Origin of the sequence: Bacillus sp. BPN334 (assembly GCF_008368885.1) — a bacterium.
In the GTDB taxonomy this organism is placed as follows: Bacteria; Bacillota; Bacilli; order Bacillales; family Bacillaceae_G; genus Bacillus_A; species Bacillus_A wiedmannii.
The window spans coordinates 296,008-314,652 of the sequence record NZ_QOZW01000010.1 but is presented as its reverse complement, the minus strand read 5'-3'; the positions used below and the strand labels follow the sequence as shown (position 1 = coordinate 314,652).

Here is an 18,645-nt window from a genome sequence, read left to right as displayed (position 1 = left end):
TTTTTTCTATTCTATACGTAAGTCACGTTAAGGAGGAACTAGAAATGAAAAAGTGGGTATTTATTTCTCTTTTTATATTATGTACAGTCTGTGTAGGCTTTTATATATCACCGTTATTTCAAAAGGAGATCGATGTTAAAATTGCGGGAAAAGATAATAAGGTAAAATCGGCGAATATTGAAAAGGTAGAGGTTACAAAAGAACAAGTTTATAAAGGTAATCTATTATTAGTTAATAAAGATTACCCCGTTAAAAAAGATAGTATTAGATCCGATATTATAAATGTAAATCACAATAGTGAATTAGTAAGAGGCTATGTGATATTTGATAGAAATCTTCGTTTATCAAAGGATGTTGTGAGCAAGTTTTTGAACGTTGTCGATGCAGCTGGGAAAGATGGTGTACAGCATTTTTTAATGAATAGCGGATATCGAGATTTTAATGAGCAAGAAAAGTTATATGAAAAAATGGGCTCTGATTATGCACTTCCAGCAGGATATAGTGAACATAATTTAGGATTATCACTGGATGTTGGATCTACGCAAAAGAAAATGGAGAGAGCCCCTGAAGGAAAGTGGATTGAAGAGAACGTATGGAAGCATGGCTTTGTTTTACGTTATCCGAAAAATAAAAGTCATATTACAGGCATTCAATATGAGCCGTGGCATATACGTTATGTCGGATTACCTCATAGTGCGATTATGCAAAAAGAGAAAATTACATTAGAGGAATATTTGGACTTCTTAAAAGAGAAAAAAGAAATCACAACCGATGTGGAAGGTAAGAAATATACGGTTTCTTATTATAAAGTGTCCGGGAATAGGAAAGTGAATGTTCCAGCGGATAAGCAGTATGAAATTTCGGGCAACAATATGGATGGGGTTATTGTGACGGTTCAGGAATAGATCATTTTGATTCTCCCATGCGGGAGAATCAAAATAGAGGAACAGGTACAAATTTTTATATGACTAGGATTGTAATTAACATATTTTCAATGAAGTTTAGTCAGAGTAAAAAAAGTCGGAGCCTCATCAACATTCTTCAGCCATATATACTCCTGACTATGTAAGCTATCCTTCACCCAGACATCGCCTTTATATTCATTTGTTTTCTTGCGAAGCCAAGTAAGATAAGGGCGAATAACTTGAGGGTCTTCATCACGTTCATTCTGTTTTGGGAACGAGATTTGTTTCTGTTCTTCTGTTTTTATATTGATCATATAAAGTGTTGTAAACATCGTCGAAACAAGGCCTTCTTTCCACGCCTTATTTTCTTTTGCACGAGCCACAACCACTTTGTTTGGTGAAAACCATTCTAAATCAAGGTCTACATAACCGACAGGTGTGTAGACCTTTTGTTGTTTTGCTATTACCATGTCTGCAACTGTAAATTTTTTATTTTCTACAAAAAATCTTCCTTCTCCTGAAATATAGGCCAGTTGATTGGCTGATGGAGCCCACTTCATCCAGTCTTTGAACCATAGCATGTTACCAATCGTTCGAAAGTGTTTCCCTTTTGATGAGATAACACATAATGTATTGCTATCCATTGCTAAGGAGGCAGTAGGACTAGCCAAAAAACTAAGCCACTTTCCATCAGAACTCCACTTGAAATAGTTAGTGTTAATCGCAAATAAATCAGTTTCATTTGTTTGAATCGTATAAAAAGGCTTTATTTTATCTTTAGCAAGATTTGCATCGACTGGTATTTTATAAAGTGGAATCTTGCCCCATCCGGTCGGACGCAAGCAGGATTGTGAGGAGACGATAAATTCCTTTCCGTTCGGGAACCATTCGAAATCACTAACCCCAAGTGATACATTTTCAAAATCTTGTGGGTGACCGTTTTTAATTTTTGTAACGTTTAATAAACCTTGATCAGTGTAAGCCAATTGATTTTTGTTTGGTGACCACTTAAAGTCAGATGTTACGACTCTTACATAAGGCTGATAGTTTATTTTATCTTCCGTATCATAGATGAATAAGTTAGATTCTTTACCCGCTTCATCACTATCAATATAGCCAATAAACCTACCGTCATAAGACCATTTTGGAGAATACACATATCGATTTTTTGTGATTTGTATTTCTTGATTTCCTGTCTTTATCCATAGCTGATGGTCCCGGATAAATGCAGCCGTGAGTGATGGAGGGGCTGCGCTAACCGTTGTTGATATAGACAAAGTGATTAAAATTATAAATAATAAAATTCGAAATCCCATGAATATCCCTCCTGCTTATAGGTTGTCCGAATATGTAATGGAAACTCTCATTTTAATATAAAATCAAACATTATAACGTTATATTTACTTCTCCCTTTTTTTGTGTTACGCTAAACGTGTGAAAGAGATATAAAATGAAACTTTAATGTAAGCGTATTCTTATGGCTTCTTATAGAAAAGGGTGGAAATACAATGACAGAACGATTCGTACTACGTAATGTGAAACGTGTGAACGGGGAAGAGATTGACATTGTAATTGAAAATAATAAAATCGCAGAGGTGACGAAAGCTGGTGCTGGCGAGGGTGGAAAGGTTCTTGATTACTCAGGTACTTACGTATCGAGTGGCTGGATTGATTTACACGTTCATGCTTTTCCAGAGTTTGATCCGTATGGCGATGAGGTGGATGAAATTGGCGTTAAGCAAGGGGTAACGACAATTGTTGATGCGGGTAGCTGCGGAGCTGATCGCATTGCAGATTTAGTACAAAGTAGAGAGCAGGCAAAAACGAATTTATTTGCCTTTTTAAATATTTCTCGCATCGGTTTGAAACGAATTGATGAATTATCCAATATGGAATGGATAGATAAAGAGAAAGTAATAGAATCAGTAGAAAAGTATAAAGATGTAATCGTTGGGTTAAAGGCGAGAATGAGTAAAAGTGTCGTTTGTGACAGCGGAATTGAACCGCTTCATGTTGCACGCTCGTTATCTCGTGAAACATCATTGCCGATTATGGTACATATCGGTTCAGCCCCCCCTCGCATTGAGGAAGTTGTACCTCTTTTAGAAAAAGATGATGTGATTACACATTACTTAAACGGGAAAGAAAATAATTTATTTGATGAAGAAGGCAAACCGCTACCTGTATTAATAGATGCAGTGAAGCGCGGTGTTCATTTAGATGTTGGTCACGGTAATGCTAGTTTTTCTTTTAAAGTAGCAGAAGCGTCGAAGCGTCACGGTATTGCCTTTAATACAATTAGTACAGACATTTACCGGAAGAATCGTATAGACGGTCCAGTGTATAGTATGGCTCACGTTCTTTCGAAATTCCTTTACTTAGGGTATCCGCTAGAAGAAGTAATAAATGCGGTGACGAAAAATGCGGCAGAGTGGCTGAAGAAACCAGAGCTTGGCCGTATTCAAGAAGGCGATATTGCAAACTTAACTTTATTTACGGTGAAAGATGAACCGATTACGTTAATTGATTCAGAAGGGGATCAGGGCATTGCTGAAAGAAGAATTGATACGAAAGGGGTTGTAATCAATGGGTCATTCATTGAATGCTAAGTACGGATTAAAAAGAGTGATTAATGCGAGCGGTAGAATGAGTATTTTAGGTGTATCCGCTCCTACAGATACAGTTATGGATGCGATGAAACATGGTGGACAAAATTATGTGGAAATTGCTGATTTAGTAGATAAAGCGGGAGACCATATTGCGAGAATTCTAGATTCAGAGGCAGCAGTTGTTGTAAATTCAGCATCAAGCGGAATTGCGCTTTCTATCGCTGGTATCGTTACAGAAGGAAACCGTCGTAAAAGTGAAAGACTTCATCAAGAGGTCATCGCGAAAAACGAAGTGATTATGTTAAAAGGTCATAACGTTCAATATGGTGCTCCTGTTGAAACGATGATTTATTTAGGCGGCGGTAAGCTTGTTGAAGTGGGTTACGCAAATGAAGGGAAAGCAGAGCATATTGAAGATGCGATTGGTGAAAATACAGCAGCGATTCTATATGTGAAATCCCATCATGCCGTGCAAAAAAATATGATTTCTGTTGAAGAAGCATGGGAAGTTGCGCAGCGAAATAACGTACCACTTATCGTCGATGCGGCAGCTGAAGAGGATATTCAAAAGTATGTGAAGTATGCAGACCTTGCCATTTATAGCGGTTCAAAGGCAATTGAAGGACCTACTTCTGGTATTGTCGGCGGTAAACGAAAATATATCGAGTGGCTGAAAGTACAATTACATTGCATCGGAAGAAGTATGAAAGTTGGGAAAGAAACGACTTTCGGTTTACTTCAAGCGCTGGATGAGTACGGAGTAAAAGAAGATAAGAGCCAGCAAGAAAAAGAGTTATTACAAGTACTTATGCCGCTAAAAGAATTAAATGGTGTAAATGTAACGATCGTTCAAGATGAAGCAGGAAGAGCAATCTTTAGAGCGCGTATTCATATTAACGAGAAAGAGTTAAATAAATCAGCAAAAGACGTTGTAACAGCATTACGCGAAGGGGAAATCGCAATTTACACACGTGATTATGGAGTAAGACAAGGATTCTTTGACATTGACCCACGTCCACTTCAAGGTGATGACATACATGTAATTGAAGAAAAAATGAGAGAAATTGTAGGGGGAAACTAAAATGACAAACATTCAAAAACGTTTTTATAAAGGCCGTGTAGCATTAAATGTATTAGCAAACAATATCGAAAATGCAAAAGACATTTTTGAAGCGGCAGAAGGTTATGTAGTAGTGGGAGTGTTATCAAAAGACTATCCAACAGTAGAAGAAGCAGTAACTGCAATGAAAGCATACGGAAAAGAAATTGATGACGCTGTATCAATCGGACTAGGAGCAGGAGATAATCGCCAAGCGGCAGTTGTAGCTGAAATTGCGAAGCATTATCCTGGTAGTCATATTAACCAAGTGTTCCCTTCAGTTGGAGCGACACGTGCAAACCTTGGCGGAAAAGATAGCTGGATTAATAGTTTAGTATCACCAACAGGAAAAGTAGGGTACGTAAATATTTCTACTGGTCCAATTAGTGCAGCTGGAGAAGAAAAAGCAATCGTTCCAATTAAAACAGCAATCGCACTTGTACGTGATATGGGCGGAAATTCATTGAAATACTTCCCAATGAAAGGATTAGCGCATGAAGAAGAATATCGCGCAGTTGCGAAAGCATGTGCGGAAGAAGGCTTTGCATTAGAGCCAACAGGCGGAATTGATAAAGAAAACTTTGAAACAATTGTACGTATCGCATTAGATGCAAATGTAGAGCAAGTTATCCCGCACGTGTACTCTTCTATTATTGATAAAGAAACTGGTAATACGAAAACAGAAGATGTTCGTGAGTTATTAGCGGTAGTGAAGAAGCTAGTTGATCAATATGCGTAAGAAAATTGCAGCATTTGGCGAAGTAATGATGCGCCTGCAAGTACCAGGATATGAATTGTTGTCACAAGCTAACACATTAAATTACTCATTTTCTGGTACAGGTGTGAATGTTGCAGCAGCGCTTTCTCATCTAGGGCATGAAGGGTTTCTTATTTCAACTTTACCGGAAAACTCGATTGGAGATGCTGCGGTATCGCACATTCAAAAATTAGGCATTCAGGCACCGTTTATTTCAAGAGGCGGTAAATATGTTGGCATGTACTTTTTAGAAAATGGATTTGGAGCACGTGCAAGCCGCGTTACATATTCAAATCGATTAGAAAGTAGCTTTAATACGGCATGTGAAGAGATGTATCAATTTGAAGAAATCGCCAAGGAAATTGATATCGTTCATTTTTGCGGCATTACACTTGCGATGAATGATACGGTGCGCCATCATATGAAATCTTTAGCGAAAGCAGTTAAAGAAAGCGGAGGCACTGTCGTTTTTGATTGCAATTATCGTCCATCTCTTTGGGGAGAGGATGGATATGAGCAGGCGAAACCGCATTATGAAGAAATGCTAGCTCTTGCTGATATCGTTATGATGAATGAAAAAGATGCAATGTTCGTTCTTGGAATGAAAACAGAAGAGACAGAGCGAGAGGCGCAACTTGTTGATCTTATTCCGAAAGTGGCTGAAACATATCATATTGCTACAATTGCTGGTACACATCGCTCTATTAATAGCGATAATACACACTCGCTTCGCGGGTTTATATGTAAAGATGGTGCGTTCACTTTTGCAAAAACACTTACGTTTTCTGTATATGATAGAATAGGTGCTGGAGATGCTTATACGAGCGGGATTATTCATGGCGAGATAGAAGAGTTTGCACCAGAGAAAGCTGTTTCATTTGCGTCAGCAGCTGGAATGCTTGCACATACAATCGTCGGTGATACGCCAATGTCATCAGAGAAGGATATACTTCGGGCAATGACGGCATCAGTAGGTGATGTAGAAAGGTAGTGGGTGTAACGGTGAACGTAACGAGGAAAAAAGGACCATTATATTTACAAATAAAAAATATTATTCGTGATCGAATATTGCATGGTGTATATGCGATTCATACGAATATTCCTTCCGAACCGCAGTTAGAAGAAGAGTTCAAAGTGAGTAAAATTACAGTGCGTAATGCGATTAAAGAACTTGCTCAAGAAGGATATTTGGAAAAGAAAAGCGGTAAAGGAACGAAAGTCATCCGTAATACTTCTGCGACAAAGTTGTCAAAGGGAAAGAAATTTACAGAAGTGTTAGTGGAAGAAGGATATAAAGTACAAAAGAAATTACTAAAAGCAGAAGTCGTTCATAATGAAGAAGGAACAGTGCCATTTCGATTATTCGGTAAGGAGAGTTTTCGTATCGAACGTTTATATACGTTAAATGATGCACCGTACATTCATTATACGCACTATTTCTCAGCACACATGGCAAGTACAGATTTATCGGACTTTGATTTACAATCGCTTTATGATTTAGTTGAAGACCGAGGTATACATTTAGAAAACTTCAGAGATGAATTCGCAGTTGGACTCGCGCCTAGTTTCGTTGCAGAAGCGTTAGGTGAAATAGAGGGGACAGCGCTATTAAAACGTATGCGTTATTCTTACGATGAAGTTGGCGAAGTAATTGAATATAGCGAAGGCTACTACAACACAGAAATGCAGTATTATGTAGTGAATTATGACGTATAAAAAGAGGGTATTCGCCCTCTTTTTTTATAAAGTGAAACTTTAATTGGGTTCATCCCGCACCAATTAGGTGTTTACTGTCCACAAATACGGGGGAAAAGTAAGGGGAATGAGAGATGGATATATACTTATTAATCGTCACGTTACTTGCAATCGCGATTGTTATTTTAGGGGTATCATGGTGGAAATGGCATGCATTTATTAGTTTAACAGTTGCGAGTTTATTTTTAGCCATCATGTCTGGACTGAATTTAACGAAAATAGTGACCGCCTATGAAACTGGTGTTGGTAGTGTACTAGGGCATTTAGTTGGTATTTTAGCTCTCGGAACAATTTTAGGAAAAATGATGTCCGATTCAGGGGCCGGCATGCAAGTGGCAGATTTCTTTATTCGATTTTTCGGTGTGAAGAAACTACCTTGGGCTATGTTATTTGCAGGATTTGTTATAGGGATTCCGGTATTTTTTGAAGTGGGGATTGTCATTTTATTACCACTTGTTATTTCCATTCGAAAAACGACGAAGCAAAATATATTATTAATTGCGTTACCTGTTATTGCTGGATTATCTATTGTGCATGGGCTCGTACCGCCACATCCAGGGGCGATGACAGCAATCGGTATTTATAACGCGAACTTAGGAAAGGTACTTTTATATTCATTAATTATCGCGTTACCAACAGCCATTATCGCAGGACCTATATTTGCAAAGTGGGTACATAAAAGGGTTATACCTGAAAATGAACCAGAGCTTGTTCGAGTTACGACAGTATCAACTGATTTACCAAGTCGTAAAGTTTCATTCTTTATTATTTTATTACCGGTTGTATTAATGATTTTATCAGTAGTTGCACCATATATTTCATTACCGAAAAAGATAACTGAATTTTTCGTATTTATAGGGAGCCCAGTAATTGCTTTACTTATTTCATGTTTCGCAGCGTTCTATTTACTTGGAATAAGACAAGGAATTAATAAAAAGATGATTAAAAAATTAACGGATGACAGTTTATTACCGGTCGGTTCCATTATTTTAATTATTGGTGCAGGCGGTGGATTTAAACAAATATTAATTGAAAGCGGCGTTGGAACAGCGATTGCCCAAATGGCAGAACATATAGCGTTATCACCAATTGTGTTAGCTTTTATGGTAGCTGGATTAATTCGAATTGCAACAGGTTCAGCGACAGTAGCATTAACGACAGCAGCAGGGATTGTTTCACCAGTTATTCAGCACATGTCAGGTGTAAATTTAGAATTGCTCGTTATAGCAACAGGTGCAGGATCATTAATGTTTTCTCACGTAAATGATGCAGGGTTTTGGCTTGTAAAAGAGTATTTAGGATTAACGGTGAAGGAAACGTTTAAAACGTGGACGGTACTTGAGACATTGTTATCATTTATTGCATTTGGCTTTGCGCTTTTATTAAATACTTTTATTTAGAAGATACCTTAATTGGTATCTTTTTTTGATGAAGCCCATTTCCAAAAACAAGCCCGTTTTTAGGTAAGCCAAGCTTCCTATTCGCCCTGAAAACATACTATAAATGGAATCCCCTCATTTAGAGCAAGGTGAACTTGTTATGAATGATACTAAAGGAGGAATAGAGTAATGAGCGAAAAGTGTGAACACAGACATGATGATTGTAACCGCAGAAACCATGGTTGCGGAGGCGGTTTTGCGCTTCTAATCGTATTGTTTATTTTATTAATTATCATCGGTGCTAGCTGCTTCGGCGGAGGCGGAGGCGGTTGTGGTTATGGTGGTTACGGCGGTTACGCAGGCGGCTATGGTGGATATTGCTGCTAATTTTTTAAAAACTATTGAAAATGGCCTTGTGCAATACGCACAAGGCCATTTTATTCATATTTTTATATGCTGTGATAATTTATTAATGTACAGAGAACGGATTAAGAAGAAGAAAATAATCTCGATAATCCCGAAAAAGGTGAGTACGATACATGTCTCTTTTAGTAAGGAGAAAGAAAACATGCTTTGTAAAAACTTAACCGCAAATAACGTGTGAACACCAGCAACGATATACGGAACAAAAAATAAAATTCCTAATTGAATGGTTGCAGAGCGAAACATTTCTAATTCAGTTAAGCCAAGCTTTGTAATCGTAATATACTTTTGTTTTTCAGTTGTTAAGTCATTATACATACGGAAATATAAGACACTAGCCGCACCGATAAAGAAGATAAAACCAAGAAATGCCCAAATAAAGAATTGAGCAACTGCATTTCCTTTACCGTAAATGAGTTCATCCGTAGCCGTATGTATGAAGAAAGGAACTTGAGCGTTCTCTTCTGTATGCTTTTCGTAGAACGCACGTGCATCACCACTAATAACGCGTAACATATTTCTGGTTGGAACTATTGCATTTTCCCAGTTTTCTACGAAGTAGTTATAGATTACGGTTGTTTCAATATGAGGAATCATATTATCAAATACATAATCTTGTACGACAGCTAAATGTGGGAATGCAAAGGATGGTTCTATTCCCTTATTAATAAACCCTTTAATATGAAATTCTTTTTTATTAGATCCGAGTGTAATCGTATTTTGCTTTGCAAATGGATTAGATACGAGATCGAGAAGTTCTGGTGAGTGGCGAGAAATAATATACACTTCTGTAGAATCGATTGTTATTTCCGGTCTTTTCAATTGTTGAGCGATTGCGTTATAATCGCTCATCTTCATAAGCATAATATCTTCTTTTGAAGCTGTATCTTTTAAGACTGTAAACTTATATTTGTTGTACTGAAAATTACTAGTTGTAAGCTCCGTTTCAATTGTAGAAATATGCTTTTGCTCAAGGGAATTGTCACCTTCTGATGTATAAGTGAAGGGGACGGGATATCGCTCTAGTACTGATGCCTTCGTATTGTTATTAGCGGCGAATAACCCAATAATAATTGTAAATGCAAGTGCAGATAGCATAGAAACGATAAAGAGTACGTTAATATTACTACGGGTACGAGCAACTAAGTCCGAAATCCATAACATATTTATTTGTTTCAAATAAAACTTTCTACGCTTCTTTAAAATATAGATAAAAAGAAGAAATGTTTGTGAAAAGAATAAATATGTCCCGACTACTACGAGTGGTAAAATAGATAACATAATAAAAAAGACAGATCCATTTTGCACATTTTTTTCCGTTACGTAGCCTCGCGGATAACCAGCGATATAATAGCATAGCCCTAAACAAATTAAAGCGAATAAAGAGATGAGTATAGATGGTCTTTTTTCAGCTGGCATTTTCTTGTTCCCTTTAATGAGGTGGGCTGTTTTTCGAGTACGAATAAACATTGGTGTAAACGTAGAAACGATTAAAAATAAAATGATAAACGTTACGGTTGTAACGATAATCGCCTCTGTTGGCCAATATAAATAAAGGCCTTTCGCACTTGTTAATTTCGAAGTGACTAATAAGAAAAAGTTAGAAAACACGAGGCCACCTTGTATACCGATAAAGATGGACAATATCCCGATCATCATGTTTTCAGTAAATAACAGTCTTTTTAATTGTCTCTGTGAGATACCGAGAATTGTGAGTATCCCGAATTGCTGCTTCCGTACATTTAAAAATGTTCCAATTGAATATAAGAGAAAGAAGAACGAGAACATAACAATCACAAGCTGTGCCGTACTAGCTAAGTTCATTAGAGGATCACGTTCTTGAAAGCTTTGTACACTCTGTAACCGCGGGTGATACGCGTATACAGTAAATGAAAAGAAAACCATGATAGAAAACGCACTACTTACAAAGTAGGCGAAATATGCTTTCGAATTACGCGAGACATTTTTAAATGCGAATTGCCAAAATGTCATCCACGTCTCCCTCCTAATAATGCTAAAACATCTAATATTTCTTGATAAAATTTCTCGCGATATAGTCCGCGGTGTAGTTCGTTGTAAAGCTCACCATCTTTAATGAAAATGACGCGGTTACAATAACTTGCTGCAAATGGATCGTGCGTAACCATTAAAATTGTTGCATCTTCTTCTTTATTTAACTTCGTAAATAACTCCATTACATCGATCGCTGCTTTCGAATCTAAGTTTCCTGTTGGTTCATCGGCAAGTAGAAGTGACGGATGATGAATAACAGCACGTGCTACTGCGGTACGCTGTGCTTGGCCCCCAGAAACTTCAAAAATACGTTTGTCTAAAATATGATCAATGCCAAGCTTTTTTGAAATGTTATCAAGCTTTTCGTCCATTTCTTTTAATGGAACATTATCTAATGTTAAAGGTAGTACGATATTTTCACCGATTGTTAGTGTATCTAGTAGGTTAAAGTTTTGGAAAACAAATCCTAACTCTTGTCGGCGGAAAATAGCTAACTTCTCTCTACGAAATGTGTGCGGTTTTTTTCCGTTAATCACGACATCACCAGAAGTAGGTGAATCAATTGTAGAGATAACGTTTAAAAATGTAGATTTACCACTACCAGATGGTCCCATGATAGCGACAAATTCTCCTTTATCTACATGTAAATTTATATTTTTTAAAGCAGTATGAGGGACTTTTCCTTCATACACTTTTGAGACATTTTTTATGTGTAATACTTCTTCCATAGTAATCACCTTTCTATCCTTTAGAACTTAATGTGTTGTGATAATTTTTGCATATAGAAGGAACGAATTAAAAGGAAAAATATAACTTCAACTGTTCCAAAAATCATCAGTACGACTGTAATCTCAGCGAAGAACGAGAGATGTAATATTTCTTGTAGCATCTTTGTCGCAAACATCGTATGAATCGATGCCATAATGTATGGAACAAAGAACAGAATCGCAAGTTGAATGGTAGCAGATCGTTTCATTTCGGCTTCTGTTAAACCGATTTTTGTAATCGTTACATACTTTTCTTGCTCATTTGTTAAATCTGTATACATCCTGAAGTAAAGAACACTACCAGCACCAATAAAGAAAATAACACCTAAGAAAGTACCAATTAAGAAGAACGAAGCGACATTTAGTTTAGTTGTGTATAGAGAATCGCTTGCTTCACTTGCATGGAATGGTGGGTGCTCAGCTTTGATCGTTTCATTATCATTAATAATTTTTGTTATAAATTCCGAACCGATGTTATGTGCTTTTTCCCATTCGTTAACTTTAAAGCTATATACACTCATCTGTTTTGAAGCTGATGATAATGCCTCTACATTTGCATCAGATAATACGAGTAATGTTGAGATTAAGCTGTTTGGGAAAGGATTATAATTTTTATATTCTTTCACTTGGAGCTGTAGGCTGTTTTGAGTAAGTGTAAGAATATCTTTCCGTTCTGTATCATAAATTGTGCCAATGAATTGATCATCTATGTCTTTTATAAGGATATAAGATTCATTATTTTTCACGTTGAGATGTTCCCAATTTAACGCCTTAGCAAGTATATTGTAATCACTTTGTTTAATTGCATAATAGAGCTTTGGGTTTTCTTCAGCCGAAGATACTTCATATATATCCGTTTTAAGTTTTTTATAAGTAAAGTGCTCTTCATTAAATTTTTGTTCTAACCAATTTAAATGTTCATCCGCTAACGTATTTTCAGTATGTGATAAATACGTAAAAGGGAAAGGGTTTTGTCTTATTGCATCAAACTTTGTAAATTTCCCAAAACCGTATAAGAATGTAATCATAGTAAAAGCGAGTGTTGATAGCATCGCTACAATAAAGAGCATGTTAATGTTTGTCCGAATGCGCGCTGCTAAATCAGAAATCCAAAGCATATTCGTACGCTTCATATAAAATGTTCTTCGCGTTTTTAATATACGAATGAGTAAAAAACTAATTTGTGAAAAGAAAAAATATGTTCCAGCTGCAACAAGTGAAGGAATGACGAATATGCTAGAGACGGCATATAGGATTCCAATCATATCACCTAGGGACATAAAATATAACGGATTTGCTGCTAATACATATCCAGTTATTAAACATGTCGCACCAAATAGAGAGATGAGCACGGATGCTTTTCTTTCTTTTTGCTTTGTTCCTTCTTTTAAAAGACGTACAGCCTTTCTCGTCCGAATGAGCATCGGCGTAAAAGATGAAACGAGAATGAAGAGTCCAAGAAAGATGATCGTAGTTAAAATAATAGCACTCGTCGGCCAATATAAATATAAACCAGGTACATGTGTAATTTTGGCGGTAACTAATAGAAAGAACTGTGAAAAGACAAGTCCAAGTTGAATGCCGAAAAATATGGAAAGAACACCAATTAGCATGTTTTCTAGAAATACGAGTCTTTTTAATTGCTTTTGAGATATGCCAAGTACTGTTAAAATCCCAAATTGCTTTTTTCGTACTTTTAAGAAAGTACCGATTGAATATAGTAAAAAGAAAAACGAAAAGAATACAATGACAACTTCTGAAATTGTCATTAATATGTTCAGAGCAACATTTACGTCTGTCATATGCAATTTAGGATGAAATAAATAAACTGCAAATGAGAAAAAAATAGCAATGGAAAACGCACTGCTTACAAAATAGGCGAAATAAGCTCTGGCGTTCCGAGTCACGTTTTTAAATGCAAACTGCCAAAATGTCATTCACCTAAGCCTCCTAATAAAGTGAAGATGAAAAAAGTATGAAAGATACTCTTTTCATCACGTTTGTTTTAAATAATTTGTCCATTCGTATACTGTGATAATTTTTGCATGTAAAGTGAACGAATGAATAAGAAAAATACAACTTCAACGAATCCAAAAATAATAAGAACGGCTGAAACTTCTTTGAACAAAGATAAACCAATTACATCTTGTAGCATTTTCGTTGCAAACATTGTATGAATGGATGCCATAATGTAAGGAACGAAAAATAAAATACTAAGCTGAATGGTCGCAGATCGTTTCATCTCTTCATCTGTCACACCGATCTTAGAAATTGTTATATACTTCTCTTGTTCATTCGTCAAATCTGTATACATTCTAAAGTAAAGAACACTACCAGCTCCAATGAAGAAAATAACTCCTAAAAATGTCCCGATTAGGAAGAATGCGGCACTACCAGACGTTATTTTATATAACGTTCCTGCTGATTCAAAGGATCGAATAAGAGGTCCTTCATAATGGGAGTTATTTCGATCTTTTTGCACTTTTTCTATAAAATCATCAGCTATTTTATATGTCTGTTCCCAGTTTTGAATTTTGTAATTGTATGCTGATATATGCTTTACCGTGTTAGGTAAGTTATTTACGTGAATATCAGGCAAAACTATCGTTTGATATGAAAAGTCAGATGGAATCGCATTAACATGTTCATAGCCTTTTACTTTTAATTTCGTATTTGTACTAGAGAGTGTAATGTAATCTCTTTTGTAGCTTTGCTCAAATTCGTTGAATATAGTGATATAAGATGTCCCTGTTAACACGTATGCTTCGTTATTGTCCATAAATAGTTGTTTCATTCGTAAAGAACCCGCAAGTTTGTTATAGTCACTTTGCTTAATTGCGTATACGTCATTATAAATAGCTACACCTGTATCTTCTTCTAGTGGTGTTTCATATATATCAGTTTTGATTTTCTCATAAGGAAAATGCTCTTTTTGTAATTGGTGTTCAAGCCAGTTTAAATGCTCAGTAACAAAAGGATTTGCATCATAAGAAAAATAAGAAATTGGGAAAGGAGAAATTCTATTAACTTCTAGCTTAACAAATTTCCCGAATCCATATAGGAACGTTATCATTGTGAAAGCAATAGTAGAGAGCATTGCTACAATAAAAAGCATATTAATATTCGTTCGAATACGGCTTGCTAAATCAGAAATCCAAAGCATATTAACCCGTTTCATATAAAACTTTCTTCTCGTTTTTAAAATGTAAATAAGTAAAAAACTAATTTGTGAAAAGAAAAAATATGTCCCAATTGTAACAAGCGTTGGGATAACAAAAATACTTGAAACCATATATATAACACCTATTTGCGGGCTTACTGATACGAAATATTTAGGATTTCCAGCTAAAGCATAACCACCTAATAAACAAATCGCACCAAATAAGGAAACAAGTATGGACGGTTTTTTTTCTTTTTGTTTTCCGTCATTTGTTTTTAAAAGGCGTACCGCTTTTTTTGTACGAATAAGCATTGGTGTGAATGTAGATACAATGATAAAAAGACTAAGGAAGACGATAGTCGTTAAAATAAAGGCGTTAATAGGCAAGTATAAATATATGCCTGGGACGTGCGTAATTTTTGCTGTGACTAATAAGAAAAATTGTGAAAATACAAGTCCAAACTGCATACCGAAAAAGATAGATAAAATACCGATTAACATATTTTCCATAAAAACGAGACGATGTAATTGCTTTCTCGATATACCTAAAACGGTCAAAACTCCGAATTGTTTTTTTCTAACTTTTAAAAAAGTACCAATGGAATATAGTAAAAAGAAGAAAGAGAAAAATACAATTACAACTTCTGAAAATATCATTAATCCTGAAATTTCAGCGTTCATGCTAAAGTTTTGTAATTTTGGATGGAATAAGTAAACAGCAAACGAAAAGAAAACAGCAATTGAAAAGGAACTGCTGACGAAATAAGCAAAATAAGCTCTTGAATTACGCGTTACATTTTTAAAGGCAAACTGCCAAAATGTCATAATATGTACCTCCCGCTAGAAGGCAAATATGTAGTTTTATTGCAAAAAATGTATGAGAGTGCGTTCTCATACATTTTGCTAGCATATGTTCCGATCATGCTTCGGTCACCTTCTCTGTATGCTCTGCTTGATTATTTGCAGCGTTGTGGAAGATGATTTTAATCGTCGTTCCTTTACCAACTTCAGAGTCTAGTTTCACAGAGTGACCTAAATAATCACAAATTTTACTTACAATATAAAGTCCCATACCAGTAGATTCTCCGAATGCGCGACCATTTTTTCCAGTGTAAAAAGGTTCAAATACTCTTCGAATATCTTCTTGTGGGATACCAACACCTTCATCACGAACTTCTAAAATAATATCTTTTCCGTTTCGGTAAGCAGATAAGAAAACTTTCTTTCCGCGCTCACCAGAGTAACGAACGGCATTTGTCATTAACTGATAAATAATGAATTTTAGCCATTTCGCATCAGAAGCAACTTTTAAATCGGAATGAACTTCTAAAACAGGGAAGACTCCGTTTCGAATGAATAGTTCTTTTAATCCGTTAATATTTTTTGTTACCGCATCTTTTAATGAAATCGTCTCAACATGGAAATCTTCATGGAAGTTATTTAATCTTGCCATATATAAAGCCATATCGAGTCCTTGATTTAATCGTTCTAATTCTTTTTTGAATTTCGGAATCAAGTGTTCATCTTCCATTTCTAGCACCATAAGTTGCATAACAGAAACAGGTGTCTTCATTTGATGCACCCAGTGATTAATAAATAATTGATGTTCTTGCTGTTTTACTTCATACGATTGTAGTTCTTTTTGGAATAGACGATACTGCGTGCGCACGAGTTCATTTACACCGTGAGGCATCGGAGCAGTTGCTCTTTCAATAAACGCATCTTCCATTTTCTCTGGTTGCTCACTTAATCTATGGTACATTCTACGATTGCGAACGTAACGATAAGCGAGGAAACAAATGAATAAATATAAACTTAAAACGACGAAGTAAAATTTATTATTTTGAAATCCATCTACTGCATCATAAAGAACGAAAATGATACCGAAGTTTAATACGTATAGTAGAAAAAATGCAAAATGATCACGTAAAAATAGCTTCATGCTTATTCACTCCAAGTTGCGTTAAAACGATACCCAAGTCCACGTACTGTTTCAATAGCATTTTCAATACCAAGCTCATTGAACTTTTTACGAAGACGCGTAATGTTTACGTTTAATGTATTTTCTTCAACGAAGCTTTCGTCATCCCATAGGGCAGCTAATAAATCTTCACGGCTCGCTGTACGAGGGAATTTAGATAATAACATTTCTGCTAAAATAGCTTCTTTTTTCGTTAAAAGAACTTGCTCAGCACCGAAATGAATTTCTGGACGTTCCGGGAATAATTTTAGTCCTTCTACTTCAACGATACGTTCAGAAATATTTGGGGCATAATCACCGTAAATACGGCGTAATTGACCTTTAATTTTCGCCATTACAACGTCATAGTGGAATGGTTTTGTAATATAATCATCCGCACCGCTTTCAATCGCCATAATTTGTTCCATCTCACCAGCACGAGCTGAAATGAAAATAATTGGACAAGTAGATTCATGACGAATTTGACGGCACCAGTAGAAACCATCGAATTTCGGTAAGTTTACATCAAGTAAAACAAGGTGTGGTTTCACTGCGTTAAACGATTCCATAATATCATCGAAATTCTCCGCTACCACAGCCTCATAACCGTACTTCTGAATGTGAGATTGCAGTAATGATGAAATATTTGGATCGTCTTCAACGATTAAAATTTTATACATATGTATATTCCTCCTCAAAAAAACAATTGTAGCTATAGTGTATCATGTGTTTCAAGTCTTTTCATTATGTTGAAAGATAAGCTAGTAAACAGTATAGGTCAAAAGCGGAAAAAGTAAAAAAGGCCTCGTATATAATTGACAATTAACTGAAATCATTTTAACATTTAGATAAATATCTAAATGTCTAATTAGTGAAAGGAAGAAAGACATTGAATCAAGCATTCAAAGCATTAGCAGATCCAACAAGGCGAAAAATTTTAGACTTATTAAAAGAAGGCGATCTAACCGCTGGTGAGATTGCTGAACAATTTAATATGACAAAACCAAGTATTTCACACCACTTAAACGCACTGAAAAATGCTGAACTTATTCAAGATGAAAAGAAAGGTCAATTTGTTGTGTACTCTTTAAACACAACTGTCTTTCAAGATTTATTAACGTGGGTGTTTACATTTACGAATAAGGGGGAAGAGGGGAAATGAGGAAGCATATATTTCCGTTACTATTAATTGCTTTAACGATTATTGCATGGTGTGTCGCGTGGCCGCATTTACCAGGTGAAGTTCCGAGCCATTGGAATGTTGCTGGGGAGGTAGATGGACATATGTCTAAAATGGGAGGGATGATTTTTGATGTAGCAATTATGGTTTTTATATATGCTTTATTAACCGTATTGCCTAAGATAGATCCGAAGCATAAAAACTATGATAAGTTTTCTAAAGGATATAATGTAATAAATTATAGCGTATTAATCTTATTATTTTTAGTAAATATCATTGGAATTGGGGCTGGATTAGGTTATGACATTCCAATGAATAGTACACCGCATATTCTTGTTGGTCTTTTATTTATAGTCATCGGCAATTATTTACCACAATGTAAACCAAACTACTTTGTAGGTATAAAAACACCGTGGACGTTAAGTAACGAAGAAGTATGGAGAAAAACGCACCGTTTTAGCGGAAAGGTGTTTGTTGTATTAGGAGTTATTATGATTTTAAGTATTGTTGCACCGGTAGAGTGGAAAGCTTTCCTAATCATTGGCATTATTATCGGTGCAGTAGGATTAACAATGGGATATTCCTACGTCGCTTATAAAAAAGAACTAAAAATATAAATAAAAGCTGCTTTTCCTTTT

Annotated in this window: 17 protein-coding genes; 10 read left to right on the top strand and 7 right to left on the bottom strand. The window is 35.9% G+C overall.

The window, feature by feature from the left end:
- The first annotated feature begins 44 nt into the window (after positions 1-44).
- Entirely contained in the window at positions 45-905 is an 861-nt protein-coding gene (locus DN393_RS16860) for a M15 family metallopeptidase (protein WP_064474444.1), read from the top strand.
- An 86-nt stretch (positions 906-991) separates the two neighbouring features.
- On the opposite strand, the gene DN393_RS16855 is transcribed toward DN393_RS16860, so the two are convergent.
- Positions 992-2,221: a translocation protein TolB gene (locus DN393_RS16855; RefSeq protein WP_149173698.1), complete on the bottom strand. Its 1,230-nt coding sequence runs from the start codon at positions 2,219-2,221 to the stop codon at positions 992-994.
- A 192-nt stretch (positions 2,222-2,413) separates the two neighbouring features.
- Here DN393_RS16855 and DN393_RS16850 point away from each other — a divergent pair, with 192 nt between their 5' ends.
- The 7 genes from DN393_RS16850 (at position 2,414) to DN393_RS16820 (ending at position 8,891) form a co-directional block, all read left to right on the top strand.
- Positions 2,414-3,514 carry an amidohydrolase/deacetylase family metallohydrolase gene (locus tag DN393_RS16850; RefSeq protein ID WP_149173697.1) on the top strand — a complete coding sequence of 367 codons (1,101 nt, stop codon included), beginning with the start codon at positions 2,414-2,416 and terminating at the stop codon, positions 3,512-3,514.
- Complete coding sequence (locus DN393_RS16845) at positions 3,492-4,595, top strand: DgaE family pyridoxal phosphate-dependent ammonia lyase (RefSeq protein ID WP_098110804.1); 1,104 nt, start codon at positions 3,492-3,494, stop codon at positions 4,593-4,595. Before DN393_RS16850 ends, DN393_RS16845 begins: the two co-directional genes overlap by 23 nt.
- Before the next feature lies 1 nt (position 4,596).
- Complete coding sequence (gene dagF, locus DN393_RS16840; protein ID WP_098850457.1) at positions 4,597-5,352, top strand: 2-dehydro-3-deoxy-phosphogluconate aldolase; 756 nt, start codon at positions 4,597-4,599, stop codon at positions 5,350-5,352.
- Positions 5,345-6,361 (top strand): sugar kinase, encoded by a 1,017-nt coding sequence (locus tag DN393_RS16835; RefSeq protein WP_098275300.1) that lies wholly within the window; start codon positions 5,345-5,347, stop codon positions 6,359-6,361. The genes dagF and DN393_RS16835 overlap by 8 nt, the downstream gene beginning before the upstream one ends.
- Positions 6,361-7,086: a GntR family transcriptional regulator gene (locus DN393_RS16830; RefSeq protein ID WP_149173696.1), complete on the top strand. Its 726-nt coding sequence runs from the start codon at positions 6,361-6,363 to the stop codon at positions 7,084-7,086. The genes DN393_RS16835 and DN393_RS16830 overlap by 1 nt, the downstream gene beginning before the upstream one ends.
- 113 nt (positions 7,087-7,199) lie before the next feature.
- On the top strand, positions 7,200-8,525 hold the full coding sequence (gene gntP / locus DN393_RS16825) for a gluconate permease GntP (RefSeq protein ID WP_088047692.1): 1,326 nt from the start codon (positions 7,200-7,202) through the stop codon (positions 8,523-8,525).
- Between the two features lie 168 nt (positions 8,526-8,693).
- Positions 8,694-8,891, top strand: a complete 198-nt coding sequence (locus DN393_RS16820) for a YjcZ family sporulation protein (protein ID WP_064474452.1) — start codon at positions 8,694-8,696, stop codon at positions 8,889-8,891.
- 54 nt (positions 8,892-8,945) lie between these two features.
- Here DN393_RS16820 and DN393_RS16815 read toward each other — a convergent pair whose 3' ends face one another.
- The 6 genes from DN393_RS16815 to DN393_RS16790 all read right to left on the bottom strand — a co-directional run bounded on the left by DN393_RS16815 (position 8,946) and on the right by DN393_RS16790 (position 17,507).
- On the bottom strand, positions 8,946-10,919 hold the full coding sequence (locus DN393_RS16815; RefSeq protein WP_000144957.1) for an FtsX-like permease family protein: 1,974 nt from the start codon (positions 10,917-10,919) through the stop codon (positions 8,946-8,948).
- Positions 10,916-11,668, bottom strand: coding sequence for an ABC transporter ATP-binding protein (locus tag DN393_RS16810; protein ID WP_000393250.1), 753 nt, complete (start codon positions 11,666-11,668; stop codon positions 10,916-10,918). The genes DN393_RS16815 and DN393_RS16810 overlap by 4 nt, the downstream gene beginning before the upstream one ends.
- Positions 11,669-11,688: 20 nt before the next feature.
- Positions 11,689-13,644: an ABC transporter permease gene (locus DN393_RS16805; RefSeq protein WP_064474454.1), complete on the bottom strand. Its 1,956-nt coding sequence runs from the start codon at positions 13,642-13,644 to the stop codon at positions 11,689-11,691.
- Between the two features lie 68 nt (positions 13,645-13,712).
- The gene (locus DN393_RS16800; protein WP_149173695.1) at positions 13,713-15,692 is read right to left on the bottom strand and encodes an FtsX-like permease family protein; all 1,980 of its coding nucleotides are present in this window, start codon (positions 15,690-15,692) and stop codon (positions 13,713-13,715) included.
- Between the two features lie 94 nt (positions 15,693-15,786).
- A complete protein-coding gene (locus tag DN393_RS16795) occupies positions 15,787-16,809 on the bottom strand; it encodes a sensor histidine kinase (RefSeq protein ID WP_000765337.1) in 1,023 nt (340 codons plus the stop codon).
- Positions 16,810-16,811: 2 nt separating this feature from the next.
- Positions 16,812-17,507, bottom strand: coding sequence for a response regulator transcription factor (locus DN393_RS16790; RefSeq protein WP_000276736.1), 696 nt, complete (start codon positions 17,505-17,507; stop codon positions 16,812-16,814).
- A 209-nt stretch (positions 17,508-17,716) separates the two neighbouring features.
- On the opposite strand from DN393_RS16790, the gene DN393_RS16785 reads away from it, so the two are divergent.
- Both DN393_RS16785 and DN393_RS16780 read left to right on the top strand, forming a co-directional pair.
- Positions 17,717-17,989, top strand: coding sequence for an autorepressor SdpR family transcription factor (locus DN393_RS16785; protein WP_001070536.1), 273 nt, complete (start codon positions 17,717-17,719; stop codon positions 17,987-17,989).
- A complete protein-coding gene (locus DN393_RS16780) occupies positions 17,986-18,624 on the top strand; it encodes an SdpI family protein (RefSeq protein WP_064474456.1) in 639 nt (212 codons plus the stop codon). Before DN393_RS16785 ends, DN393_RS16780 begins: the two co-directional genes overlap by 4 nt.
- Positions 18,625-18,645: the final 21 nt, after the last annotated feature.

Coding starts and splice junctions, on each gene's coding strand:
- DN393_RS16860 (WP_064474444.1), top strand. CDS start 45: ATGAAAAAGTGGGTATTTATTTCTCTTTTTATATTATGTACAGTCTGT.
- DN393_RS16855 (WP_149173698.1), bottom strand. CDS start 2,221: ATGGGATTTCGAATTTTATTATTTATAATTTTAATCACTTTGTCTATA.
- DN393_RS16850 (WP_149173697.1), top strand. CDS start 2,414: ATGACAGAACGATTCGTACTACGTAATGTGAAACGTGTGAACGGGGAA.
- DN393_RS16845 (WP_098110804.1), top strand. CDS start 3,492: ATGGGTCATTCATTGAATGCTAAGTACGGATTAAAAAGAGTGATTAAT.
- dagF (WP_098850457.1), top strand. CDS start 4,597: ATGACAAACATTCAAAAACGTTTTTATAAAGGCCGTGTAGCATTAAAT.
- DN393_RS16835 (WP_098275300.1), top strand. CDS start 5,345: ATGCGTAAGAAAATTGCAGCATTTGGCGAAGTAATGATGCGCCTGCAA.
- gntP (WP_088047692.1), top strand. CDS start 7,200: ATGGATATATACTTATTAATCGTCACGTTACTTGCAATCGCGATTGTT.
- DN393_RS16820 (WP_064474452.1), top strand. CDS start 8,694: ATGAGCGAAAAGTGTGAACACAGACATGATGATTGTAACCGCAGAAAC.
- DN393_RS16815 (WP_000144957.1), bottom strand. CDS start 10,919: ATGACATTTTGGCAATTCGCATTTAAAAATGTCTCGCGTAATTCGAAA.
- DN393_RS16810 (WP_000393250.1), bottom strand. CDS start 11,668: ATGGAAGAAGTATTACACATAAAAAATGTCTCAAAAGTGTATGAAGGA.
- DN393_RS16805 (WP_064474454.1), bottom strand. CDS start 13,644: ATGACATTTTGGCAGTTTGCATTTAAAAACGTGACTCGGAACGCCAGA.
- DN393_RS16800 (WP_149173695.1), bottom strand. CDS start 15,692: ATGACATTTTGGCAGTTTGCCTTTAAAAATGTAACGCGTAATTCAAGA.
- DN393_RS16795 (WP_000765337.1), bottom strand. CDS start 16,809: ATGAAGCTATTTTTACGTGATCATTTTGCATTTTTTCTACTATACGTA.
- DN393_RS16790 (WP_000276736.1), bottom strand. CDS start 17,507: ATGTATAAAATTTTAATCGTTGAAGACGATCCAAATATTTCATCATTA.
- DN393_RS16780 (WP_064474456.1), top strand. CDS start 17,986: ATGAGGAAGCATATATTTCCGTTACTATTAATTGCTTTAACGATTATT.